General features: G+C 30.6%; 25 protein-coding genes. 11 read left to right on the forward strand and 14 right to left on the reverse strand.

All coding sequences use genetic code 11. The annotated features are described in order from the left end of the window. Window positions 1–2 precede the first annotated feature (2 nt). The gene (locus tag ACXIHB_RS06500; RefSeq protein WP_349264450.1) at window positions 3–3,077 is read right to left on the reverse strand and encodes a SusC/RagA family TonB-linked outer membrane protein; all 3,075 of its coding nucleotides are present in this window, start codon (window positions 3,075–3,077) and stop codon (window positions 3–5) included. A 379-nt stretch (window positions 3,078–3,456) separates the two neighbouring features. Here ACXIHB_RS06500 and ACXIHB_RS06505 point away from each other — a divergent pair, with 379 nt between their 5' ends. Together ACXIHB_RS06505 and ACXIHB_RS06510 are read left to right on the forward strand one after the other, a co-directional pair. After that, window positions 3,457–4,227: a LytR/AlgR family response regulator transcription factor gene (locus tag ACXIHB_RS06505; protein WP_159613575.1), complete on the forward strand. Its 771-nt coding sequence runs from the start codon at window positions 3,457–3,459 to the stop codon at window positions 4,225–4,227. A gap of 33 nt (window positions 4,228–4,260) precedes the next feature. Continuing rightward, entirely contained in the window at window positions 4,261–5,019 is a 759-nt protein-coding gene (locus tag ACXIHB_RS06510; protein WP_239179127.1) for an ABC transporter substrate-binding protein, read from the forward strand. Here the strand turns inward: ACXIHB_RS06510 and ACXIHB_RS06515 are convergent. Beyond that, entirely contained in the window at window positions 5,002–5,199 is a 198-nt protein-coding gene (locus tag ACXIHB_RS06515) for a hypothetical protein (protein WP_047788449.1), read from the reverse strand. The two genes, ACXIHB_RS06510 and ACXIHB_RS06515, sit on opposite strands and share 18 nt — an antisense overlap. Window positions 5,200–5,425: 226 nt before the next feature. Then, complete coding sequence (locus ACXIHB_RS06520; protein WP_239179128.1) at window positions 5,426–6,295, reverse strand: DUF5694 domain-containing protein; 870 nt, start codon at window positions 6,293–6,295, stop codon at window positions 5,426–5,428. Window positions 6,296–6,501: 206 nt separating this feature from the next. Here ACXIHB_RS06520 and ACXIHB_RS06525 point away from each other — a divergent pair, with 206 nt between their 5' ends. Then, entirely contained in the window at window positions 6,502–7,530 is a 1,029-nt protein-coding gene (locus tag ACXIHB_RS06525) for a sensor histidine kinase (RefSeq protein WP_239179129.1), read from the forward strand. After that, entirely contained in the window at window positions 7,527–8,246 is a 720-nt protein-coding gene (locus ACXIHB_RS06530) for a LytR/AlgR family response regulator transcription factor (RefSeq protein WP_239179131.1), read from the forward strand. Before ACXIHB_RS06525 ends, ACXIHB_RS06530 begins: the two co-directional genes overlap by 4 nt. 1 nt (window position 8,247) lies before the next feature. On the opposite strand, the gene ACXIHB_RS06535 is transcribed toward ACXIHB_RS06530, so the two are convergent. From ACXIHB_RS06535 to ACXIHB_RS06550, 4 genes are all read right to left on the reverse strand, one after another. Then, window positions 8,248–8,955 carry a DUF4197 domain-containing protein gene (locus ACXIHB_RS06535; RefSeq protein WP_159613567.1) on the reverse strand — a complete coding sequence of 236 codons (708 nt, stop codon included), beginning with the start codon at window positions 8,953–8,955 and terminating at the stop codon, window positions 8,248–8,250. Between the two features lie 53 nt (window positions 8,956–9,008). Then, complete coding sequence (locus ACXIHB_RS06540) at window positions 9,009–9,173, reverse strand: DUF5522 domain-containing protein (RefSeq protein WP_159432107.1); 165 nt, start codon at window positions 9,171–9,173, stop codon at window positions 9,009–9,011. Window positions 9,174–9,255: 82 nt separating this feature from the next. Further along, on the reverse strand, window positions 9,256–9,783 hold the full coding sequence (locus ACXIHB_RS06545; RefSeq protein WP_159613565.1) for a DUF4136 domain-containing protein: 528 nt from the start codon (window positions 9,781–9,783) through the stop codon (window positions 9,256–9,258). An 11-nt stretch (window positions 9,784–9,794) separates the two neighbouring features. Continuing rightward, entirely contained in the window at window positions 9,795–11,789 is a 1,995-nt protein-coding gene (locus ACXIHB_RS06550) for a urocanate hydratase (protein ID WP_462099211.1), read from the reverse strand. 297 nt (window positions 11,790–12,086) lie between these two features. Here ACXIHB_RS06550 and ACXIHB_RS06555 point away from each other — a divergent pair, with 297 nt between their 5' ends. Together ACXIHB_RS06555 and ACXIHB_RS06560 are read left to right on the forward strand one after the other, a co-directional pair. Then, on the forward strand, window positions 12,087–12,410 hold the full coding sequence (locus ACXIHB_RS06555; protein ID WP_462099212.1) for a hypothetical protein: 324 nt from the start codon (window positions 12,087–12,089) through the stop codon (window positions 12,408–12,410). Between the two features lie 70 nt (window positions 12,411–12,480). Beyond that, window positions 12,481–15,921 (forward strand): methylmalonyl-CoA mutase family protein, encoded by a 3,441-nt coding sequence (locus tag ACXIHB_RS06560; RefSeq protein WP_462099213.1) that lies wholly within the window; start codon window positions 12,481–12,483, stop codon window positions 15,919–15,921. Window positions 15,922–16,031: 110 nt separating this feature from the next. On the opposite strand, the gene ACXIHB_RS06565 is transcribed toward ACXIHB_RS06560, so the two are convergent. From ACXIHB_RS06565 to ACXIHB_RS06580, 4 genes are all read right to left on the reverse strand, one after another. Then, entirely contained in the window at window positions 16,032–16,520 is a 489-nt protein-coding gene (locus tag ACXIHB_RS06565) for a hypothetical protein (RefSeq protein WP_462099214.1), read from the reverse strand. A gap of 6 nt (window positions 16,521–16,526) precedes the next feature. Beyond that, window positions 16,527–17,846, reverse strand: a complete 1,320-nt coding sequence (locus tag ACXIHB_RS06570; RefSeq protein ID WP_462099215.1) for a hypothetical protein — start codon at window positions 17,844–17,846, stop codon at window positions 16,527–16,529. Between the two features lie 3 nt (window positions 17,847–17,849). After that, entirely contained in the window at window positions 17,850–18,620 is a 771-nt protein-coding gene (locus ACXIHB_RS06575) for a tetratricopeptide repeat protein (RefSeq protein ID WP_462099216.1), read from the reverse strand. 112 nt (window positions 18,621–18,732) lie between these two features. Further along, complete coding sequence (locus tag ACXIHB_RS06580; protein WP_462099217.1) at window positions 18,733–18,939, reverse strand: DUF6140 family protein; 207 nt, start codon at window positions 18,937–18,939, stop codon at window positions 18,733–18,735. Between the two features lie 221 nt (window positions 18,940–19,160). Here ACXIHB_RS06580 and ACXIHB_RS06585 point away from each other — a divergent pair, with 221 nt between their 5' ends. The 4 genes from ACXIHB_RS06585 to ACXIHB_RS06600 all read left to right on the forward strand — a co-directional run bounded on the left by ACXIHB_RS06585 (window position 19,161) and on the right by ACXIHB_RS06600 (window position 22,041). Further along, the gene (locus tag ACXIHB_RS06585) at window positions 19,161–19,868 is read left to right on the forward strand and encodes a WYL domain-containing transcriptional regulator (protein WP_462099218.1); all 708 of its coding nucleotides are present in this window, start codon (window positions 19,161–19,163) and stop codon (window positions 19,866–19,868) included. A 10-nt stretch (window positions 19,869–19,878) separates the two neighbouring features. Next, on the forward strand, window positions 19,879–20,076 hold the full coding sequence (locus ACXIHB_RS06590) for a WCX domain-containing protein (protein WP_462099333.1): 198 nt from the start codon (window positions 19,879–19,881) through the stop codon (window positions 20,074–20,076). A 189-nt stretch (window positions 20,077–20,265) separates the two neighbouring features. Further along, window positions 20,266–20,925: a PQLLE family protein gene (locus ACXIHB_RS06595; RefSeq protein ID WP_369919256.1), complete on the forward strand. Its 660-nt coding sequence runs from the start codon at window positions 20,266–20,268 to the stop codon at window positions 20,923–20,925. Between the two features lie 189 nt (window positions 20,926–21,114). Then, window positions 21,115–22,041, forward strand: coding sequence for a M43 family zinc metalloprotease (locus tag ACXIHB_RS06600; protein ID WP_462099219.1), 927 nt, complete (start codon window positions 21,115–21,117; stop codon window positions 22,039–22,041). A gap of 61 nt (window positions 22,042–22,102) precedes the next feature. On the opposite strand, the gene ACXIHB_RS06605 is transcribed toward ACXIHB_RS06600, so the two are convergent. The 3 genes from ACXIHB_RS06605 to ACXIHB_RS06615 form a co-directional block, all read right to left on the reverse strand. Further along, the gene (locus ACXIHB_RS06605) at window positions 22,103–22,813 is read right to left on the reverse strand and encodes a YqjF family protein (RefSeq protein ID WP_349264456.1); all 711 of its coding nucleotides are present in this window, start codon (window positions 22,811–22,813) and stop codon (window positions 22,103–22,105) included. Window positions 22,814–22,905: 92 nt separating this feature from the next. Further along, on the reverse strand, window positions 22,906–23,289 hold the full coding sequence (locus tag ACXIHB_RS06610) for a hypothetical protein (protein WP_462099220.1): 384 nt from the start codon (window positions 23,287–23,289) through the stop codon (window positions 22,906–22,908). A 762-nt stretch (window positions 23,290–24,051) separates the two neighbouring features. Next, window positions 24,052–24,558: a GbsR/MarR family transcriptional regulator gene (locus ACXIHB_RS06615; RefSeq protein WP_462099221.1), complete on the reverse strand. Its 507-nt coding sequence runs from the start codon at window positions 24,556–24,558 to the stop codon at window positions 24,052–24,054. Between the two features lie 149 nt (window positions 24,559–24,707). On the opposite strand from ACXIHB_RS06615, the gene ACXIHB_RS06620 reads away from it, so the two are divergent. Further along, complete coding sequence (locus ACXIHB_RS06620) at window positions 24,708–25,082, forward strand: hypothetical protein (RefSeq protein ID WP_462099222.1); 375 nt, start codon at window positions 24,708–24,710, stop codon at window positions 25,080–25,082. The last annotated feature ends 90 nt before the right edge of the window (window positions 25,083–25,172 follow it).

Raw genomic sequence — 25,172 nt, forward strand, 5'->3', positions numbered from 1 at the left:
TTTTAAAATTTAACATTTAACCCTATTAAGAACGATTTAACGTTAGGAATACCACCTAAATCAACTCCAGCTTCAATTTTACTTCCGTCAGTTCTGTCTTGACCACTTTGAGCTGTTTGATCTACATAGCTTACTTCTGGATCTCCACCAGAATATTTAGTAAATGTAAATGGGTTTCTTACTTGAGCATAAAGTCTCAAACTTTTTATAAACTTCACATCTGAATCTTTTAAGAAGTTAAAGTTATATCCTAAAGTAATATCTGAAATTCTTAAATAATCTGCATCTTCTAAGTATCTACTAGATCTTTGAGTGTTCCATGCAGAAATTTCAGAAGATAAATGAGGCCTCGGATTAGAAGCATTTGTATTTGTTGGTGTCCAATAGTCTAACATTTCTGTTAACATATTTTCAGAATAAGATGGTGCTCCGACTGCTCCTCCATTTAATCCGTCCTCTTTAAAAAGTGCGTATACTTTTTTACCTATAGAGTACTGCCCACTAATTCCTAAATCAAATCCTTTGTATTCAATAGAAGTATTAAAACCACCATAAATAGGAGCTATACCTCCTTCAAATACTTTTTTATCCTCATCAGTAATTTTACCATCACCATTTTGATCAACATAAATCATATCTCCAGCAGCAACTGTTTGTCCATCAACCCCGTCAGCATCTTTATATGTATACTCTTCTGAAGCTACTCCTGCTGATTCTAATATAAAGAACGAACCTAAAGCACTTCCTTCTTTAACAATAGAAGTGAACCCTGTTGTATATTGTCCTGTCTCAGATCCAACCTTTAACACTTCATTATCGTTATATGAAAAGTTAGCTCCAAAATTCCATTTGAAATTTTCTTTTTCGATTATTCTTGCATTAATATTAGCTTCGAATCCTTTATTTGAAATATTACCTACATTTGCTAACATAGTTCTAAATCCACTTTCTTGTGGTACATTAACTCTACTTAAAAGATCTTGAGTTTCTTTTTCATAATAATCTAAATTAACATCTATCCTATCGAATAAAGTAATGTCTAAACCTAAGTTTAAAGCTTGACCTTTCTCCCACTTTAAGTCAGGGTTAAAAATAGTGGTAGCAGCTAAACCTGGTGCTTGATCATAGTTTTCACCAGAACCTATCAAGCTTTGCCCTGAAGCATAAGAAATACCTGTTTGGTTACCTGTATATCCAAAAGAAGCTCTTGCTTTTAATTCATTAATCGCCGGTACATTAAAGAATTTCTCGTTAGAAATGGTCCATCCAATAGATGCTGCTGGGAAACTTCCCCATCTGTTCTCTTTAGTAAATTTTGAAGACCCATCATATCTTGTTGACACCATAAAATGATACTTTGAATCCCAAGATAACTGCAACCTTGTAAAATATGATTCTAATGCCATTGCTTTATAAAAGCTACGTCCTTGATTTATCTCCCCTGCAGAAACTAACCAACTCAAATCACTTGAAGGAAAGTTTTCTCCAGATACGAAAGAATCTTCATATTCCCATTTCTGGAACGAGTGTCCTCCTAATAATGTTAATTTTAGCTTATCATTAGCAAACCTATCTGTATAGGTTACTGTATTCTCAATTAAATAATCTCTGTTATTCTCTGTACTATAGTAACCGTAACCTGTTGGTACTCCATCTCCATTTAAACCTCTTCTTGTGTTAGGAGCATCATATCTATTGTATCTATTACTTCTTATGTTACCACTAAAAGCTGAGTGCCATACTAAACTTTCAATAGGGGTTACATCGAAAAATAATGTACCTCCCAAGTTTTGCCACTTGTCAGTCACTTGTCTTTCAAAAGCAAATAATGGGTTTGAAAAGTTATGAACAGCTATATTACCGTCTGCATCATAAGGACTAACATCTGGTCTTGCTCCTAACGCATTTGAATAAGGTTGATATGTATTATTATCATCTGCAAAAGGTGTTGCTTCTGAAAAAGAAAAGTAAGAATTTACTCCTAACTTTACATAATCATTCATCTTCTGCTCCACATTTAACTTTATACGCCCGATCTTATAATTATCCTTTTTAATAATTCCTTCTTGATCAAATAAAGACGCTGATAAATATGCTCTTGTATTTTCTCCTCCTCCAGCAACACTAAATTGATATCTTTTAACTGTAGCATTATCTCTTAATACTAGCTTCAACCAATCAGTATTATAAGGACTATTTGGCAATGGAGTTAAAATTGTTGGATCTTTTGGCCCAGCTAAAGCTCCGGAAGCAATATCTTGCTCATAGTTTATTCTTGCTGCATCTGATACTTGCTTGTATTGCTCCGCGTTTAATAAACTAGGTCTTTTTATAATATTTTGAAAACCATAAGAAGTATTAAAAGATACGGATATATCTTTTTGATATCCTCCTCTATTTGTCTGAATTAAAACAACTCCATTAGAGGCTCTAGATCCATAAATTGCAGTAGAAGCAGCATCCTTTAAGATACTTATACTCTTAATATCTTCAGGAGAAATCCCTGACATATCTTCTTGTGGCACACCATCAATAATGTATAAAGCACTATTTGAAGCACTTAAAGAACCGTTACCTCTAATACTAATTTGAGTAGCATCACCTGCTCTACCACCTGTACTTACAATTTGTAAACCAGAAGTTTTACCTTGCAAAGCCTGTGTTACATTGGCTACTGGCTTATCTTGTAACTGTTCCACGCCTATAGTTGCTACCGATCCTGTCAAGTCCTTTTTAGAAGTTGATCCATATCCAACAATGACTATCTCTTCTAATAAGTTAGCGTTTTCTTGCATTAAAACATTAAGCTCTGATCCTGCATCTACGACTTTTTCAGTCACTTTCATTCCTACAAAACTGAACACTAAAATATCTCCCTCTTTTGCATTTAATGAATACTTCCCATCAAAGTCTGTCTCAGTACCTGTGGTTGTTCCTTTTAAAATTACATTTACACCAGGTAAAGGCCCTGAACTATCAGACACCACTCCAGTGATTTTTTTCTCCTGTGCGTTCACATTCAGCATAAAGCTGAAAAAGAATAAAACACAGATCACATTTTTTAAATGTAGATTCATAAATTATTAAATTTTTATTAATTAACAGTTGTAAATCTAAAGGCTATAAGTTTTTGTTAACAGCTATTTGAAGTTAACATCCTTTATTTTGATGCGAAAAAACAATTTTAAGAAGTGAGACTTAAAAAGAATAAAACAACCAAATACTAAATAATGTTAATTCTTTTAAAAAAACTTATTTTAGTTCAATTAGAAAAAGATTCTTCTTTATTTTTGCAGCGTCATAATATTATAATTAAATATTGGTCCCCTTCAATGTCTATAGAGCTAATTTGACATTCTTAAATTTTGACTTTTATTTTAACTAATTTTTAACTAGCTTAAATTTAAGACCCTCATTAGGTTCGAATGTTATATCTGTTAAGAAAACAAAATGTAAATGAAATTATCTATTCTAATCGTTGATAACGAAAAAGCTGCTAGATTAAGGTTTAAAAAATTACTAAGTAATTATAATTTTATAGAAATTATTGATGAATGTTCTAATGGCTTAGACGCTATAAAGAAAATCAACACTTTAAACCCAGATGTTGTATATCTTGACACCAAAATAAACGATATGACTGGGTTTGATATTATCGAAAAAATAACTCTACCTAAAAAGCCTATTTTTATTTTCACAGCTTCTTCTAACGAACATGCTGTGAAAGCTTTTGACTACTTTGCTTTTGATTATCTTTTAAAACCATTAAAAGAAGATCGTTTTTATGCTTCTATTAAAAAGGTTATTGATTATAAGAAAATAGAAAAACTTTCAGATTTAGATAACATCATAGATCTAGTAAAAGAGAAGACTCCTATTGAAATGCCTGTAAAAGGAACCAAGATTAATATTAAATCGGGAAACAAAATAATTTTCTTAGAACGAAACGCTATTAAATATATATCCGCTTCAGGTTATTATGTAGAAATTTTCACTACTGATAATAAAAAGTATCTACTGCGTGAATCTTTATCAAGCATAATTAAAAGGTTAAACTCTAATTTTTTTGTTAGAATTCACAGATCTACTATAATCAACTCTAATTTTATTGATGAGATCATCACTTCCAATTATGGTGAGACAGATGTAAAAATTAACGATAACAAAACCTTTAGAGTAAGTAAAAGCTATAAAAAAGATTTTCAAGAACTTATGGGAGTTAAATAACAATCCTTTCTTTTGAATCATTAATTTTGTTTAATGAACACTAACAAAAAATATAAAAGAATTATTTCTTTAGTTCCTAGTCAAACAGAACTTTTAGTTGATTTAGGTCTCGAAGACAATATATTAGGAATAACAAAATTTTGCGTTCACCCAACACACTTAACTAAAACAAAAACTATTGTTGGTGGCACCAAAAACATAAAAATAGATAAAATTAAAGAGCTTCAACCAGACATTATTCTTTGTAACAGAGAAGAAAACACCAAAGAAATAGTAGAAGCCTGCCAGCAAGTAGCGTTTACCCATGTTTCTGATATTTTTACACTTACAGACTCCATAGAGTTAATTTCTTTGTACGGAAGTTTTTTTGAGAAGCAAATTGAAGCTAAAAAAATAACTAATAAATTAGAGTCAAAAATAATTGATTTTAAAAAGTTTATTGAAAATAAAAAAAGTAGAAAAGTTGCTTATTTTATTTGGAGAAATCCTTGGATGGTTGCAGCAAGTAATACGTTTATAAATCACCTGCTAGAATTAAATAAATTTGAAAATGTTTATGCTAACAAAAAAAGGTATCCAGAAGTTGACATAAAAAATATCAATAAGAAAAAACCAGAATTAATTTTACTTTCTTCTGAACCTTTTCCTTTCAAAGAAAAACACATTCTTGAGATTATAGAACACACTAACAACCTGACTCCTATATTGGTTGACGGAGAATACTTTTCTTGGTACGGTAGTAGACTGTTAAAAGCTTTTGATTACTTTAAGGAGTTACACAACAGGGCTTGACATATCTTCATCTAAATATTTTATTCTATTTAGTTTTTCCAATATCTTCATCGCTTTGAATGCTGAGCGATCACTTTTGCACTCATCTTCATATTTATAATCATTAGCTGTCTCAACCAACCTTAGATATCTCTCTTCAAGATGTTTTCTGTATCTACGTAATTGATTAATTCTTGACATTTATAATTGGGTTAACACGGATTATAAATATACATAATTATTTGATTTACAAAAACATAAAAACCCACAAATAATAAAAAAGGGGAAAACCCTCTTTTATTATAATTAACAATCCTTATTCTGTAATTTATAAATCATATTTCTACTCTTAAAATCTTCAAAAAATATCATATACCTTCCAAAAATTATTTTTTATCTAAACTATCTCTATAAAACTTCTTCTATTTTATAGTAAACTACTGAATTCTACAAAGTCATATTCTGGGGAATATTCTATCACATGCCTTAATACAGACGCATGTCCATTACCTATAACTACTAAAATCCTATCTTCTTTTGTATGGTCTATCTTCTGAATATTTCTAAAAATTCGAAGATTACGGTTATACCACCAAATAGATAAAAAATCTGCACCTCTATTATTATCCAATTTAAAATCTCCAACCAAATAAGCACCGTAGTTATTTTTGTGCCCCTCAATAGAATTCATGTGTTTAAAATATTCTAGTAAATTCACTTTAGAAGGAATTTTAGCGTCCTCATCAAATGATTTTTGAACCATTTTACTATAAGGATCATCTGATTTAAAGTCATAATCTTTCGATAACTCTTTCATGAACTCAGGGTTTAATTTAGACAAATCATTACTTAATGTATTTGCATCTATAGAGTAAATAGTATCTAAATTAAAATCATTTGCTATACGCATCCCTAACTGATAATCTTCACCTCTTTCGTTTCTGTGCTCCCCTTTTTTATATTCTTTATATCTTTTATTCATATTCCAACTTGGTTTTGCTTCAATAGCTACTTTAGTTGGTTTAAACTTTTTGATATATTCTACTAATTCTGTTACTTCTGATTTTTTTGGTTCCCTTAGCACATCTATCTTATCATTTTCTTTTGTTTTAGTATAATCTAACCCTGGATAAGAAAAATGAAAGGTTCCAACCACCAACACTTTGGTTTTACTACTTGGATAATAAGATGCATAAGGCTTCAAAATTGTCTGGTCTTTATCTAATAGTTTTTTTTCTTTATTTTGACAAGAAAATTGTAACAATACCCCAAATAACAATACTAAATATTTTTTCATTCTTTTGTTTTTAAAATTCTACACAAGAATACATCGTTAATTCAGCCTATTAGTTTTTATTACACCAACTCCGATTTCTTTTACACAAGTAGTTTCTTTTAACAAAAAACTCATGTTAGTTTTACAAAAACATGCTTTTGTAATAACAAAACATTGATTTGTCCTATTTTTAATCTCTTAAAGAATATTCCACTTATTTTTGAATAATGAAGTTTTCAAAAGAATTAAAATACAACTTACTCATTATAGCCCTACTAATTTTATTAGATTTTGGTTGGAATTTTTTTACCTCATCTAACAGGTTACCTATAAATTACTCCCTCCTTTTTACACTAACATTTAGTATTAGTTTTTTTACGGTATATTTTCTTAACTACTACTATTTACTCCCTAGACTTTTTAATACGAAAAAGTATATACTATTTGGAGCTTCGGTTATTTTTATGGTTTTTGTTTTTGCAGGAATTCGTTTTTTACTAGAAGAAATTCTATCTCCCATATTATTCAATATTAATAATTACAACATTAACAATCAAAGTATAGTTTTTACTTATTTTTTCGATAGCTTCATTTTCAGCTTTAAAGCTTCTTTATATAGTACTCTGGTATATTTATTTTTTAGATATAGAGAAAACAAAAACAAACTTCATTTATTAGAAATAAAACATCAACAAGCACAATTAACCACTTTAAAATCTCAAATAAGCCCACATTTTTTATTTAATGTACTTAATGGTTTTTACATAGAATTATATGATGAACAACCAGAAACTGCTAACGACATTTTAAAACTCTCACATCTACTACGTTATGTTACTTATGAAACATCTGAAAATTTTGTTTTGTTAGAAAATGAAATACAGTTTCTTAATGACTATCTACACTTCTTTAAACGTAGATATGAAAGTAATCTTTATGTTAGTTTAACTATTCACGGAAATCCTAAAAGCCATAAAATACCATCGTTAATTTTAATCAATTTTATTGAAAATGTTTGTAAGCATGGAGTTATAAACAACCCGAATAAACCTGCCAATATAAACATAACTATTGATGATATTAGCTTGGTAGTTACCACTGAAAACCACACAAACACTTCTGAAAAATATATGGAAACTGGTATTGGAACCGAAAACATTCGAAAAAGATTAGAAGTTCTATATAATGACAATTTTTTACTAACTTTTCAGCAAAGTAATAATATTTTTAACGCATACCTACAATTTCCATTATGAGCAAACAACTAATTTGTATTATCATTGATGATGAACCGCCAGCTATTCGCTTGTTAGAAAAGTATGTAGATAAAGTTCCTTTTCTTTCAGTAAACAGTACTTACACAAATCCGTTAGAAGCCTTAATAGAAATAGAAAAAGGGACTATTGATCTAGTTTTTTTAGACATACAAATGCCTGAAATTACGGGCATACAATTATCTAAAATTATTAGCCGTAAAACTAATATTATTTTTACGACCGCTTATCCTCAATTTGCCCTAGAAAGCTACGATATTGCTGCTATTGATTATTTACTAAAGCCTTTTGATTTTGATCGCTTCTACAAAGCTGTTTTAAAAGTTCATAAAAAAATTACCAAGTCAAACCAAAAAATAAACCAGAATACTGAAAATGATTATTTCTTTCTAAAAACAGATGGAAAAAACAAGTTTTCAAAAGTTTTTTTAGATGATATTCTATTTATTGAAGGCTTAAAAAACTACGTTTCAGTTTACTTAAAAAATGAGCGAATTATTACTTACAGCACCTTAAAAAGCCTAGTAAGCAGTTTACCTGAAGATAATTTTATCCAAACACACAGGTCATACATTATTTCAATTAAGGCTATTGATAAAATTGAAAACGATTCATTATGGATACAAAAAAAAGAACTTCCTATTGGTAACACCTACAGAAAGTCCTTTTTTGAAAAAATTGCTAGTAAGCAGTTATAATTTATCTATTATCCTGTAACGCAAATACCTGACGTAATAATGCTGTATTACGTAATCCTACTTTATTACGTATACCTTTTTCTTCAACCGCAATCATAGTAAACACACCATCTAACGCTTCAGTTGTTACATAGTCTGTTAAGTCTGGATTCACTTTTTTAACAAACGGAATACTATTGTATTTCGTGATTAAGTTTGACCAAATTTTATCAGCTCCTACTTTCGAAAATGAGTTTTTAATAACTGGATTAAACTCAGCATATAACGCAGAAGTTGTTTTTCCTTCTAAATAAGAAGTTGCAGCATTATCTGCTCCTAATAATATATTCTTTGCATCATTAAATGTAATTTCTTTAACAGCATTTACAAAAATTGGAGTTGCTGTTTTTACAGCATCCTCAGCAGTTCTATTAATTGCTTTTAATCCTTCATCAGCTAAATTACCTAAACCTATCTTTCTCAAACCCTTGTCTACTGCTTGTAATTCCTCTGGTAATAAAATTTTTACCAAGTCATTTTTATAAAAACCATCTTTTGAAGTTAATTTAGTTACTTGATGCTGAATTCCGTTATCTAAAGCTTGACGCAAACCATTACCAATCTGTTCTTGTGTTAACACCCCTCCTTGTGGTAATTGATTTACTACTTTTTGTAATTCTGCACATCCCATAAAAGTAAGTGCAATAAAGAATACTGTAATTTTTTTCATGTCTACTTGTTTGATTTTATCTATTAGAAACAATAAACTAATTATTGTCACATTTATTTGAAACTATCGGTATTTTTATCATATCCATACGGACAGTGTTTACAACCACTTTTACAACAATATCCTCGTCGTAAATGATACGCTTCTTTAAAAACCCTATACCCTTGCTCATTAGTATAATACTCATCAGGAGTGGGTTTTAATATCTTATTTCTCATACTACAAATATCATAAAAAAATACGTTAAACAGACTTTATAGCTCTGCTTAACGTATTTGTATATCTTAAAAAATTTAAATCTTACTTTTTAGCGTTAGGTGGATACTCCGCCATAATCTCAGCCACAAATTCTTTAATACGAGCTTCCTTTCTTTCTACACTACTTGTACTCAAAGCTCCCGTTCCTATCCCTTGCCATACTAACTCTTTTTTGTCAGCATCTAACAAATCAATAAACAACGTACCTTCGGTATATTGAGAAACAGTTACTGGACTTGGTCCATAATACCATGGATAGTAAAATCCTCCATAGAAATTATCATTCACATTAATACGTTCACGAGACTTAGTAAACAAACTCACTAAAACATCTGGTGTAGCTGACTTTGTCATCCCTTTCGCCGTCAACTCTGCTTCAATAGCACGCATAATACGTTTTTTATCTAAATCAGAGATCGGAGCTTTGTCTATTCCTGTTTTATAAAATGCAAATGTTTTATACTGATTAAAATCAGTTTGAGTATCATAATCCGTTACTACTCTTACTGAACTACATGAAGTAATTAGTAAAGCTACAATTGGCAAAAAAAGTAATTTTAAATTTTTCATTTTCTAAGAGTTTACATGTTTTCTAATAACGCATCGTCCACTAAGTTTGGAAGTGTAACTTTTAGTTTCTTTTCAACTTCCATAGCACGTTTAATAGCAAAAACAGCTTCATTATTTCGTGCCCAACTACGTCTTGCTATTCCGTTATTCACATCCCAGAAAAGCATTGATTTTAAGCGCCTTGATGCATCTTTAGAACCATCAAGAAGCATGCCAAACCCTCCATTAATTACTTCTCCCCAACCTACTCCACCTCCATTGTGAATAGAAACCCAAGTAGCTCCTCTAAAACTATCTCCTATTACATTATGAATTGCCATATCTGCTGTAAAGCGCGAACCATCATAAATATTAGAAGTTTCACGGTAAGGTGAATCAGTTCCAGATACATCATGATGATCACGACCTAAGACTACTGGACCAATTTTTCCTTTCTTAATTGCTTTGTTAAACGCTTCTGCTATTTTCATACGTCCTTCAGCGTCTGCATATAAAATACGTGCTTGTGAACCTACAACTAACTTATTTTCTTGCGCTCCTTTAATCCACTGAATATTATCTGCCATTTGTTGTTGGATTTCTTCAGGAGATTTTTTCATAATTTTCTCCAATACCTTACAAGCAATCGCATCCGTTTTGGCTAAATCTTCTGGTTTTCCTGAAGTACATACCCAACGGAAAGGCCCAAAACCATAATCAAAACACATAGGCCCCATAATATCTTGTACATAACTAGGATACTTGAACTCTCTTCCTAACGTCGGATTTGGGTTCATTACATCAGCTCCTGCTCTACTCGCTTCCAATAAAAAGGCATTCCCGTAATCAAAGAAATACGTTCCTTTTTCTGTATGTTTATTAATCGCTTTTGCGTGACGACGTAAGGTTTCTTGTACTTTTTCTTTAAACAACTCTGGATTATTCGCCATCATTTCGTTTGATTCTTCAAACGACATATCTACTGGATAATAACCTCCTGCCCATGGGTTGTGTAATGATGTTTGGTCGGAACCTAAATCAATATAAATATCCTCTTCAGCAAACTTCTCCCAAACATCTACTACGTTTCCTAAATAAGCCAAAGAAACAACTTCCTTATTTTCTTTTGCTTTTTTAACACGTGCTACCAAAGCGTCTAAATCCGTAATCTTCTCGTCAATCCAACCTTGATCTAGACGAACTTGGGTAATCTTTGGATTTACCTCAGCACACACCGTAATACAACCAGCAATATTTCCTGCTTTTGGTTGGGCTCCACTCATTCCTCCTAAACCGGCAGTTACAAATAGATTTCCTTTGGGTGATTTTCCTATTTTTCTAAATCCGTTTAGCACTGTAATCGTTGTTCCGTGTACAATTCCTTGCGGGCCAATATACATATAACTTCCTGCGGTCATTTGACCATATTGCGTTACACCTAAGGCATTGAATTTTTCCCAATCATCTGGTTTTGAATAATTCGGAATCATCATTCCGTTGGTTACCACCACTCTTGGCGCTTCTTTATGCGATGGAAATAAACCCATTGGGTGTCCTGAATACATTACTAACGTTTGCTTATCCGTCATTTCCGACAAGTATTTCATGGTTAATAAGTATTGTGCCCAATTAGAAAATACTGCTCCATTACCACCATAAGTAATTAATTCGTGAGGATGCTGTGCTACTGCATAATCCAAATTATTTTGAATCATTACCATAATCGCTTTTGCTTGCTCTGATTTCCCTGGATACTCTTCAATAGGACGCGCGTACATCTTATAATCAGGACGGAAACGATACATATAAATTCGTCCGTACCTCTCTAATTCTTCAGCAAATTCTGGTAATAAAGCTGAATGATGTTTTTTATCAAAATAACGCAATGCATTACGTAAAGCCAATTTCTTCTCTTCATCAGTTAAAATTTCTTTACGTTTTGGTGCGTGATTTATGGTGGTGTCATACTCCTTTTTTGGAGGTAATGTAGTAGGTATTCCTTGTTTTATTTGTTCTTTAAAAGTCATTTTATACGGTTTATAGTTTCCAATTAAAAAATGAAAACTTATTAATTTTAAATCTGTTTATAATCGTAAAAATGAAGAAACTATGGATAACGGATATCGGCTCTGTGGTACTGAGCTTCAATCCTCTTTTTATATTTTAGAGTTAAAAAATCCATTTCTTTGAAGTTTGCACAAATATAAGTCTATACAGTTAAAAACAGCATCTTTAAAAAGTATAAATTTTTCTTCTTCTTGTATTTTTACTCTTGTCCTAACAATAAATTGTACCTTTGGTAAGTTTATTGCATGAACAAGTTTATGATATTTATTTCAAAACATATAATACCAAAAGGATTTTCTGGAATGACATTATACCCTTTTATATTCTTAAAAAGAGAAGATTTAAAAGGTGATCCTGTTTTAATAAATCATGAAAAAATACACTTAAAACAGCAATTAGAGTTACTAATTGTCTTCTTTTATCTTTTCTATTTTTTTGAATGGCTTATTAAGCTATTAATTTATCGAAAAACATCATTAGCTTATAAAAACCTAAGTTTTGAACGAGAGGCCTATCAAAATGAACATAATTTAGAATATATCTCTACTCGAAAGAGATGGGCATTCCTTTCTTATTTATAATTGTTAAAACATCCGTCTATTTTTTAAGATTTCCGTAAATTGCGTACCCGAAAATTAAGACAATTTACGAATGGAACAAATAACTCCCTATAAACCTAAACACAAAGTACGAATTGTAACTGCGGCTTCTTTATTTGATGGACACGACGCTGCCATTAATATTATGCGCCGAATTATTCAATCTACTGGGGTTGAAGTAATTCACTTAGGACATGATAGAAGCGTTGAAGAAGTAGTAAACTGTGCTATTCAAGAAGACGCAAATGCAATTGCTATGACTTCGTACCAAGGTGGACATAACGAGTACTTTAAGTACATGTACGATTTATTGCAAGAAAAAGGAGCTGGACATATTAAAATATTTGGAGGTGGTGGTGGAGTAATTCTACCAGAGGAAATCAAAGAATTGATGGACTATGGAATTACTCGTATTTACTCTCCTGATGATGGTCGTGAACTGGGATTACAAGGAATGATTAACGATTTAGTTCAACAATCAGACTTTGCCATTGGAGATGCGTTAAATGGAGAAGTAGACAAATTAGCCGATAAAGAAGTTGGCAGTATTGCTCGTGTAATTTCTGCTGCGGAGAACTTCCCCGAAGTTGCTAAAGAAGCTTTAGAAACCATTCATAAAAAAAATAAAAACTCCAAAACTCCAGTATTAGGTATCACGGGTACAGGTGGTGCTGGTAAATCGAGTTTAGTTGACGAATTAGTTCGTCGTTTCTTAATTGATTTCCCAGAAAAAACTATCGGATTAATTTCTGTTGATCCTTCAAAAAGAAAAACAGGTGGTGCTTTGTTAGGTGACCGTATTCGTATGAATGCTATCAACAACGAACGAGTATACATGCGTTCGTTAGCAACACGTCAATCCAACTTAGCCTTATCTAAATATGTAAACGAAGCGGTAGAAGTTTTAAAAGCTGCCGAATTTGATTTAATTATTTTAGAGACTTCTGGTATTGGACAATCAGATACAGAGATTATCGAACATTCTGATACTTCTTTATATGTAATGACTCCTGAATTTGGTGCTGCAACTCAGTTAGAAAAAATCGACATGCTTGATTTTGCTGATTTAGTAGCCATCAACAAGTTTGATAAAAGAGGAGCTTTAGATGCTTTACGCGATGTAAAAAAACAATACATGCGTAACAACAATTTATGGGATGTTCACATGGATGACATGCCTGTTTTTGGAACCATTGCATCTCAATTTAACGACCCAGGAATGAACTCGCTATACAAAGCGATTATGGACAAGTTGGTTGAAAAGGCGGGAGCTGATTTACAATCTACTTTTGAAATTACAAAAGAAATGTCTGAAAAGATATTTGTAATTCCACCTAGTAGAACACGTTATTTATCTGAAATTTCAGAAAACAACCGCGCTTACGACAAAAGAGTTGATGAGCAAGAAAAAGTAGCTCAGAAATTATACGGAATCTATCAAACCATCTTATCTGTCATTCCGAACGAAGTAACGGAATCTTTCCTTACCAAAAACGGAATTGACCAAGATGAAATTCAGAAACAAGTTCAGGAGGAAGAGCAACCATTTATAAAATTATTATTTGCTCAATTCGATAAAGTAAAACTAAATCTTGACCCACATAACTGGGAGATCATTTTAAACTGGCAAGAGAAAGTAAAAAAATACAAAGATCCTATATACTCGTTTAAAGTACGTGATAAGGAAATTAAAATAGAAACACATACTGAGTCACTTTCGCACACACAAATTCCGAAAGTAGCGTTACCAAAATACCAAGCTTGGGGTGATTTATTACGTTGGAATTTACAAGAGAATGTTCCAGGAGAGTTTCCTTATGCATCAGGATTATACCCATTTAAACGTACTGGAGAAGATCCAACACGTATGTTTGCTGGTGAAGGTGGACCTGAACGTACCAACCGTCGTTTCCATTATGTGAGTTTAGGTATGCCTGCAAAGCGTTTATCTACTGCATTTGACTCGGTTACACTATACGGTAACGATCCAGGACACAGACCTGATATTTATGGTAAAATTGGAAATGCTGGGGTATCTATTTGTTGTTTAGATGATGCTAAAAAATTATACTCTGGTTTCGATTTAAGTCATGCTATGACTTCTGTTTCTATGACTATTAATGGTCCTGCTCCTATGCTATTAGGATTCTTTATGAATGCAGCAATCGACCAGAATTGTGAGAAATACATCAAAGAACACAAATTAGAGAAAAAGGTTGAAGCAAAGCTTAAAGAATTATACGACGATAAAGGTATAGAGCGCCCTAGATATAATGGAGAGCTACCTGAAGGTAATGACGGATTAGGATTACTACTTTTAGGTGTTACAGGTGATCAAATTTTACCTGCAGATGTATACGCTGAAATTAAAGCAAATACTTTAGCACAAGTACGTGGTACGGTTCAAGCAGATATTTTAAAAGAAGATCAAGCACAGAACACGTGTATTTTCTCTACGGAATTTGCATTACGTTTAATGGGAGATGTACAAGAGTATTTTATTGAGAAAAATGTTCGTAATTTCTACTCAGTATCTATCTCAGGATATCATATTGCAGAAGCTGGTGCAAATCCAATTACACAGTTAGCCTTAACACTAGCAAACGGATTCACTTACGTAGAATACTATTTATCAAGAGGAATGGATATTAATAAGTTTGGACCAAACTTATCATTCTTCTTCTCTAATGGTATCGATCCTGAATATGCAGTAATTGGTCGTGTAGCTCGTAAAATTTGGGCAAAAGCTTTAAAACATAAATACGGAGCGAACCCAAGAGCACAAATGTTAAAGTATCATATTCAAACTTCTGGACGTTCACTACACGCGCAAGAAATTGATTTTAACGATATCCGTACAACGTTACAGGCGTTATATGCGATTTACGATAACTGTAACTCATTACATACAAATGCTTATGATGAAGCAATTACAACACCTACAGAAGAATCTGTACGTCGTGCGATGGCCATTCAGTTAATCATCAATAAAGAATTAGGATTAGCTAAGAATGAAAACCCAATTCAAGGTTCATTTATTATTGAAGAATTAACCGATTTAGTAGAAGAAGCTGTATTAACTGAATTCGATAGAATTACGGAACGTGGTGGTGTATTAGGAGCGATGGAAACCATGTATCAACGCTCTAAAATTCAAGAAGAGAGTTTATACTATGAAACCTTAAAACACACAGGTGAATTCCCAATTATTGGCGTAAACACCTTCTTAAGTTCTAAAGGTTCTCCAACGGTTACTCCACAAGAAGTTATTCGTGCTACCGAAGAGGAAAAACAATTCCAAATCAAAACGAAAGAGAATCTGAACAAAGCGCATGAAGATAAAATAGAACAGCTTTTATCTGAAATGCAATCGGCTGCTATTAACAATCAAAATCTTTTTGAAAAATTAATGGATGCTACTAAAGTTTGTTCTTTAGGACAAATTACTTCAGCCTTATTTGAAGTAGGAGGTCAATACAGACGAAACATGTAAAAGGCAATGCCTTTAAATAAATATTTAAAGCCTCACAGAGATTTCTGTGAGGTTTTTAATATATATACTTTTTAATGATTCTTGCCTATTACTTATCTTTAGAAGAACTCTTAAACATCTATGGTAAAATCATCATCATTAAAATTTTTTTCAATCTGATTATCTAAATGTTTTTTTAAATCAGCCATTGGATTATGATTTGCCACGTTTGTCATTGCATTTAATCCTTCTCTAATTTTTTCTATATCATCAGATAACAATCCTGCATCTACCACATCACTTGCTTTGTCCATTTGTTGTTTCTGTTTCTTATATTCAGTATCAATATGCTTATTTATTGTCTGATGATTTTGTTTAATCTTTTCTAATCCTAGTATGGTGTCAGATTTTATCTTTTGAGACTCTGTATAAGTCTTCTGTAATTCATTTACGTCCCCCACTAACTCTTTAGCTTTATCTATTGTTCCTCCTAAATTATTAGCAGTAGAGTTAACATCATCAGCAAATGACTTTCCTTTTTCTACAATTTGCCCTGTTTTGTTAATCGTTTTATTAATTTCCTCAGGTAAGTTACTATGTTTATTTTCTTTAGACTCCATACTTTTTTAATTTGTAATATTTGTTTTTACTTGTTTTAACACCCCAGCAAATCCTATAACATACTTAACATTTTCTGAAATGACTGGAATGGTTTTTAACCTTCTGCGATTGATTTTTTCAAATTCTTGAAATTCTATAGTTTTTTGAGTTTCAAAATCTTTAAAATCACTTAATGTTTTATGTTGCTTTATATTAAGCATATTGGTAATTTCATTGTATCTATCAATTTTGCCAATTTTTTTAATTCTTTTTTTCCAATTAGATAAATAATTTTGGCTTTTATTCTTTATTAAACAGCTCCAAAAAGGAACTTTAATTTTAGTAGTTAACAATTCATTATCTATTTTAATAATCTCTTGTTGATTATCAAATGGCTTTCTTGCTTTTTTATACTCTATATAAGTTGGGTCTGCATTTAACTCTTCAACAATTGGTTTGAGGGTTTTATTATAACAAGTATCAAGAATTACATCACTCTTATCGTAAAGCCTTTTTTGTTTTTCTATTTCATTTTCTTCAATTGAAAGAGAATTGATAACATTACTTATTTCTTCAAGTTGTTCATTAAGCTCTTCGTCTGCTTCCCTTACAGCTTTAATTGCTTTACTATTCTGACCAATCATATTACTAATACCAGCTATTAACTGTCCTGCTACTGCAACACCCACTTCTGTCTTTACTTTTTGTATATCAGACTTAGACCATTCTGTCTTTTTTGATAATTCTTTAAAAGAACCTTCTGTTAAAGTACTGCCTACAGACTTTATAATATCATTCCCAATTGTACCAAAATTAACAGTTTGAATATCTGAGAAATTTAGATTATTTTCAATTATTGTTTCTGATAATTGATATTTTCCAAAATCTTTATATTCCTCAAATACTTGTAAACTATTATTCTCTTTAACTGTAAATGGACCAAAAAATTCTTTTAAAACAAAATCTGTAATCGCAATAATTCTACCATAAACTTCTACTTTATCTTTAGCTAAAATCTTTTCTGCTTTTTGAATAGACTCTCTCCAGTTATTAACCTTTGGAATTAAATCTAATTTTAAGAAATTTACTTTTCTTTCATAATCCTCTTTTGCACTACTTCCAATAAAGTACGTACCACTTAACATATAATTATCAAATAATTCTTGATTACTTTTTTCTGTTATTTTTTTTAAATTATCATCAACTAAAATATTATTATTTATTTTAGTTAATTTGTTACTAATTTCTTTCTTTTCTAATTGTGTCATAGAAAAACCACACTCACAATTACTCTTATTATATTCCAATTGATTTCCACAATTTGAACAAAAAATTATATTAGACATATTTTAAAAGTTTGGTATTGAATTAGTATAAGATAGTATAAAAAAAGTAAGAACAAGAACTATTGGTAAAATCCAAATTACGGGATCTTTTGATATTTCAAGTTCTCCTCCTATTTGACTAACAGCCTTTTTCTCTACTAAAGGTTTAAGAATTAAATGTGATATTGTAACATAGATTACATAGAAACAAAGTAAGATTATAATAAAAATATTTCTATTACTTTTTTCATTTACTAGAAATAAAATTTCATTTTTCTTTTTATCTGCTTGTTTATTTTCAGGATTTAATCTCAAGAGATGATCATAATCTTTAATAGATTTTTCATAATCACCATTTTTAAAATATAATTCAGCTCTTTTACTTAATAGAAGAGTATCATTTTTATTTTTTTCAATCGCAATACTATACTCATTTATAGCTTGTTCAAATTCTTCTCTCCTCTCTAAATATTCTCTCTTTAAAATTGAAGCTTCATTATCATTAGGATTATTTTTTATATATATTTCAATATCGTCTATAAAATCATTATCACCATTTTTGAAATATACTTTAGCTCTGTCTTTATATGCTTCAGAAGTTAAACCTTCTATCTCTATTACTTTTGTAAAGCTATCTTCAGCCTCATCTAACAAGTTTAACTTATACGAAGCTAACCCTTTTAGGTAAATAGCTGTCGGAAGAGTATCTGTTATCTCTATTGCGGCATTACTGTAACTAATTGCTTTTTCATATTTTTCTATTTTCATTAATGAATCAGATTTATTTACATACATAGTATAATTTTTAACTTGCTCCTCATAGCTTATACTAGAACCACAACTAAAAAATAATGATATAAATAATATAAATAGGTATTTAAACATTTTCATAGAATATACTTTGCTTTTAATAAATCTTTAAATATGCGTCATTCAAAAAACCATTAGCTTTTAGATTTGTTATACCATGAACTCTTCTAAATGCATTTTCTATTTTTTCGTATTCATTATACGGAGAATCGAATAAGGTTGTCACTTGAACAGATAACCCTGATTCAAAAATTTCTCCATTAATTGCTATTCTTTGTTTTAATTCTACTGTAAATGTTGCCATAATTATTTTAATAAAGTTTAATTTTTGCTGAATATAGTAAACCCCACTCATTAAAAAAAAATGAGTATGTAATTTCCTTATTCGCTTTTCAATGTTTTTATCATTATTAGGTTTTGATTATACGACAAAATAAAACCATCATTTTCCACGAAAATGGGAACACAATATATTTTCCCGTTTTTTTGGAAAATATGTTATTACTTTTGTTAAAAAGCTAAGCAATGAACAGCAATAAAAACACTATTAGTAAAAAAATACAACGCCAAATAACTATTCTTAACTTTTTAAAATTAGGTACTCAAAAAAGTTCTGATTTATTAAATCATTTAAAGCTTAAAGGACACAGTAACAGCACTAGTACTTTAAGTAACGATGTAAAAAGTTTAAAAGACAGCGGTTTTAAAATTGACGATGCTACAAAAGGATATTATACTTTGTTATTAGATGGATGTAATGAGTTATATTCTCATTTCATAAAATATCAATCTATGGCAATTGCATATCAAAAAGCACTTAACATGCCAAAAAAATATATGCAGTATATATTATTTGAACCAAATGCATTAGAATTTAATGTTGATATATTCAATGATATGTTTGAAGCTATTCAATTAAAACGTGAAGTTCGTTTTAATCACATTCGTTTTCAAAAAAATAACACAATTAAAGAATATGTTTTTAAGCCTTACATCTTAAAAGAGTATCAAAACAGATGGTATGTTATTGGGGAAACTAAAAAGGGATATAGAACATTTTCTCTAGATAGAGTTTCCAACCTAAAACTAACCGGTAATAACATAGATATAAAACTAGATAGCATAGAAGAAAAGTTGCGTTATGTGGTAGGGGTAAGTTTTAACGAAAACACTATAAAACCACAAATTATAAAGCTAAAAAGAATACATCAAGACCACACCTATATTTGTTAATCAAGAAATAATAGAAGAAAAAGAAAACTATTTTATACTAAAAATGTTTGTAGGTAATACAATCGAATTGCGACAACAAATTCTTAAATATGGTAGTAGAATTGAGGTTTTAGAACCAGAAAACTTACGAAATCAAATTATTGAGGAAATTAATAAACTAATAAAATTATATAAAAAACACCCTAAAGGCACACCACCAAACCAGTAAATCACTCAAAACCAACAATAAAAAACACAAAAACACCGTTAAGGAACACAACACAACCCTTAAGGAGCGCACCAAAAGCCATAAGAAAAAGAAAAAGAAGTATAAGGAACGCTCAAACACCTATAAGGAACAGGCAAACATCCGTAAGGAAGTCGCGATAAATTAATAATAACTAAAAAATTTGCAAAAATGGCAACAAAAAGAACATTCTCTGAGGCAGAAACCTTAGAACAGTACAGAGTAGCACTCGAAAACGTAACAACACAAACAGAAATAGCCACCATTATGGCAGAATTTGGTTACGACGAAACAACCCTAACAGAAGGTAAAAACCTACTCGCAAAAACAAGAGAAGCCTTCGACTTTAACAAAAAAGAAGACGACGAAACTTCAGAAGCCTACAACGACTTTGCTACCCAAAAAGAAAACCTTGCAAAAACATACAGTCTTCACAGAAAAAAAGCAAAAGTAATTTTTAGAAAAGACCCAACCACGCTAAGCAAACTAGCCTTAACAGGTAGCTTACCAACCGCATATATTAAGTGGTTAGAAGTAGTTAAAAAGTTTTACACAGTTGTAACCAACGACACAGACCTTCAAACAAAACTCTTACGATTAAAAATAACCACAGAAGAAATAAATAACACCACCCAACAAATAACCAACTTAGAACTAGCAAGAGCAACCTATTTACAAGAAAAAGGAGAAAGTCAAGATGCAACAAAAGCAAAAGACAAAGCCTTCAGTGAAATAGACGATTGGATGAGTGAATTTTATGCAGTAGCTAAAATAGCACTAGAAGACAACCCACAACTTTTAGAATCAATAGGTAAGTTTGTAAGAAGTTAAACCTTAAAATAAACACATAACTAAAATCATAATAGCCTCACTTAATCAAGTGAGGCTGTTCAATTAAAACTTTAAAACCAAATAACTAACACACAAAAAACAATAAAACGTTAAATAAAAAAATTACACGCAACCTTTTACATCCTATAACATCTAGTCAATAATAATTCCATACAACTCCAATACTATATGAAAAAAAACTTCCTAGTAGCCACCCTTTTCTCTTTACTATTTGCTTGCAGTAGCGAAACTAAAATTGATTTACCAGAAAACCCAGAACCTCCTTTAGATAACTTAGAAATCTACACCTTACCTGTAGTCGTACACATAATACATGGCGGAGAAAATATAGGCGAAGACTTTAACCTAGCTACCGAACGTATTAAAGAACAAATTCAATCTTTAAATCACGACTTTAGAAGAGTAGCAGGTACTTTAGGAGAAAACAACTCCCCACTTAGTAGTGACTCTTTTATTCAATTTAAACTTGCAGAAATAGACCCTAACGGAAACCCAACTAACGGAATTAACCGTATTAATTATTACGACAACACTCCCGTAAGAGGTGATAAAGACAGATTTGATTGGCTTCCTGAGTTTGAATATTGGAACCCTAATAAATATATCAACATTTGGGTATATGGCGGATATGCCCCTAATACATTTGCTGGTGCAGCTTCTTTTCCTACTACTAACTTACCTGGAATAAAAGATGAGTTAAAAACCATAGGTGATGGTATTTTAATTAATGTTCATCACTTTGGAAAATCCGATGTTTCTGGAGGTCTCAATCTTGGTAAAACATTAACCCACGAAATGGGACATTTCTTAGGTTTATTACATATTTGGGGAGCTGCTCTTGAAGGAAAACCTTGTTCTGACCATGACGATTTTATTGAAGACACACCACCTGTAAGTAGTTCTATTAATGGTTGTGATGGAGCAATTCCAAAAGCTTGTGACGGACAACCTGCTCCTGTAAACAACTATATGAATCTTACTGATGATAAATGTATGAATGTATTTACCAAAGGACAAATTAAACGAATGAGATATGTACTTGAACATGCAGAAAGAAGAAAAACACTAATTACCTCTGATGTGATAAATAGATAACTTACTATTAAAAATTTTAACTAAGTAAATAAGTAGAAATAGTTTTATCTCTACTTATTTTTTATAAAACTCTTTCAGTACGTAAAACTGTTTTGTTTTCAACACTTATTTCAGAACCTTCTAGCAAAAATACAGAGCTAGGTTTTTGACTCTGTAAAAAAGAAAAATGCGCTCCATAAGTAGCAGTAAAATCAACATCTATTTTATAATCTGTCACTAGATAATAACTCCAAGTAGGGTGCTTCACTTCGTATTCAGTAGTTTTACTTTCACTCTTAGCATATCCCCAATAATGCTCTGCTATAAATTCAATTTCTGTATTCGGTTCAATAGCTATTGATTTTGATAAGCTTTCAACTGATATTGAATTCCATTTCTTATTTATTTTCCATTGATACGATATTTTTAACTTATTATCTTTCTCTACCCAACTATGTTTCATGGGTAATGTTTGATAGTTTTCTTTATAAATAGTATTCGCTACAAAGGTTATAGCTGGCTTGGGTACTATTTCTTTTATAAAAACTACCCCTCTCTTATCTTTTCTTTTTACATAAAATCGAAGATTTACTTCTTCAAAATTTACATGAAAAGGAACTCTTACACCTAATAAGTTTGTATTTAAGAACATAAATCCTACAACACTTATATAGCATTTATTTTCATAAAAATCTAACTTAGTACCTTTAGGTATATACTCTTTTAGCACTTCTGGATTTACCTCATAATTTACCATGACCAATTTTCGCCATTCTGCTTTTAAAAAACTCATATAATTCTATTTTTTAATTAATTTACAAACCTCATAAGTAAAATACTTATGAGGTTTACTTACTCTTTTTCTAATTTGTTAAGTAATTTCCCCTAACTATTCTCTTGTCTATTTAGCTTTAAATATTCCATTTTACTTGCTTTTCTACCTTTCAAAAAGAAAATGATAAAGAAAATCATAACAATTCCCAAGTAAATAGAAAAGCCTCCAATTTTAGCACTTAGTGCTTCAACTAAACTTTTATAATTTGTCAGACTATAAACTTGAATAATTCTTAATGAAAACCCTATGTTTAATAGGTAAAAACCAATTTTAAATAGCTTGTTCGTAGCAAATGCTATTTCTTGTTTTTGATTAAAAATATCTAACATAAAAATCTTACTGTTTTTAAATAAATGCTGAGAAACAAAAGTTGTTAAACCAATGCTAATAGGTAAATAAATTAAATACGCTATTAATTCTAAATTTCCATTCATAACTATTACTTTTTTAAATGTTTGTGAATTAAATGAACCATATAGATATTACTAAAATGTAGTATTCCAATAACTAATAAAATAAAACTGAACCTTAAACATAACTCTACCAATAAAGTATTTATGCCTTCTATTTCATTTATAGAGTTTAAGCTCCAAATAGCCAATCCTATGTTTAAGCAGTAGTATGCAGTAAGTAATGTGTTATTTATTGCGTTACCAGTTGACAAATCATTAGGAAAATAATTTTGTGTGTAGATTTTTCCATTTTGAAAACAAAGGCTACCTACATAAAAAACAACTGCTATAGAAAAAGTTAAATAAGATATATAAGTGAGTAGTATCATTTGGCTAATATTGATTTTAATTTTTCTATAAAAAGAGTTATGAATAAAGCCAATATTACCGGTATAGTATATAGAATATATTTCATAATTAAAATCTCTTTTTCTTTTTCATAGACTACAGTGAAAAATATAATTAGAAAATAACAAAGCACAGTGGCTAAGTAAATTATCTGAGAAAATTTTAAGTATCTATTCATCTCATTCCAAAGATATAGTGTAGTAAAACCAAATAGTATTTGAAAAAAACCTAAGGGTATAGCCAATAATGCTGCAATTGCTAAACAATCATTCTCAATTACACCTAATATTAACAAAACTATAAAGGGAAGCATTAAAAATCTATTAATACAAGAGATTACAGATATTGTATATTTCATATTTTCAGAAATTTTTGAAAGTTAATATTTAAATTTTTTTACTTTTTTATCATTTTGGTAAAGTTAGATAACAACCAATGTTCATCAGCCTTGATTGCTTTTTCTAAAATTCCATTTACAGTTTTGGTTACAGATGATAAATCATTCATTACTTTTTTAAAGGCTTTTGCTTCTTCAGAGTTCTCTTTAACATCCTCTTGTAACTCATCTAACACTTTTAAAACAGGTTCAATTTCCCTTTTCTTACGCTCTTTCGTTACCTGTTTAAATAGTTCCCAGATATCCTTGTCTGCGACAAAAAACTCTTTACGCTCTCCCACTACAAACTCTTTACTTACAATTCCCCAGTCAATCAAAGCACGAACATTCATGTTTACATTACCTCTAGAAATTTTTAGAGTTTCCATAATCTCATCGGCTGAAAGTGGTTTGGTTGAAACCAATAATAAAGCATGTACTTGAGCCATGGTTTTATTAATTCCCCAATTAGTGGCTAAACTACCCCAAGTATGAATGTATTTTAATTTTGCATCTTCTAATTTCATACTACAAACATACAACATTTTATTAAACTTTCAATAATTATTGAAAATAAAAAAACAAAGGTTTTAACCTAACTAAAAACGGTCTTTTTCCTTGAAAACGAATAATAAACTTAGCATACTTTACTATTTTCTAATCAAACAACATAAATATGAGTACACAATTGTATTTTATTACATCTGGTAAAATGACTATCCAATTAAACGGAATGGCCTTTGGTAAACATTTGAAAGATCCTGTAGAAAATATAAAACATTTCGGAACGAAACAACATAGTCTAGAATTAGTTTCTAATAACCCAAATAACTTTACTGATTGGGGGATTATAGAATTGATAGACCTACATCCTTCAATGGGACAGTTAACTGTATCTATTGATTGTGATGATTGGGGATGGTTCGGTACTGCCCAAATTCAATTAAAAATGAACAACCAAATTGTACTTAACGATAATTTTCAATCGGGAGTTAAAGGTCCAATAGGCAATCCACTTCGTATAAAAAGATTTCCTATTACCAATTTTTAAATTCTATTATTACACAAAAAACATTTTATTATCCTTACAATTAATTTTGTAAGGTTTTTTATTTTCAAAAAAATGAAACTTTCTTGTAAT

The organism is Tenacibaculum sp. IMCC1, from assembly GCF_054906355.1.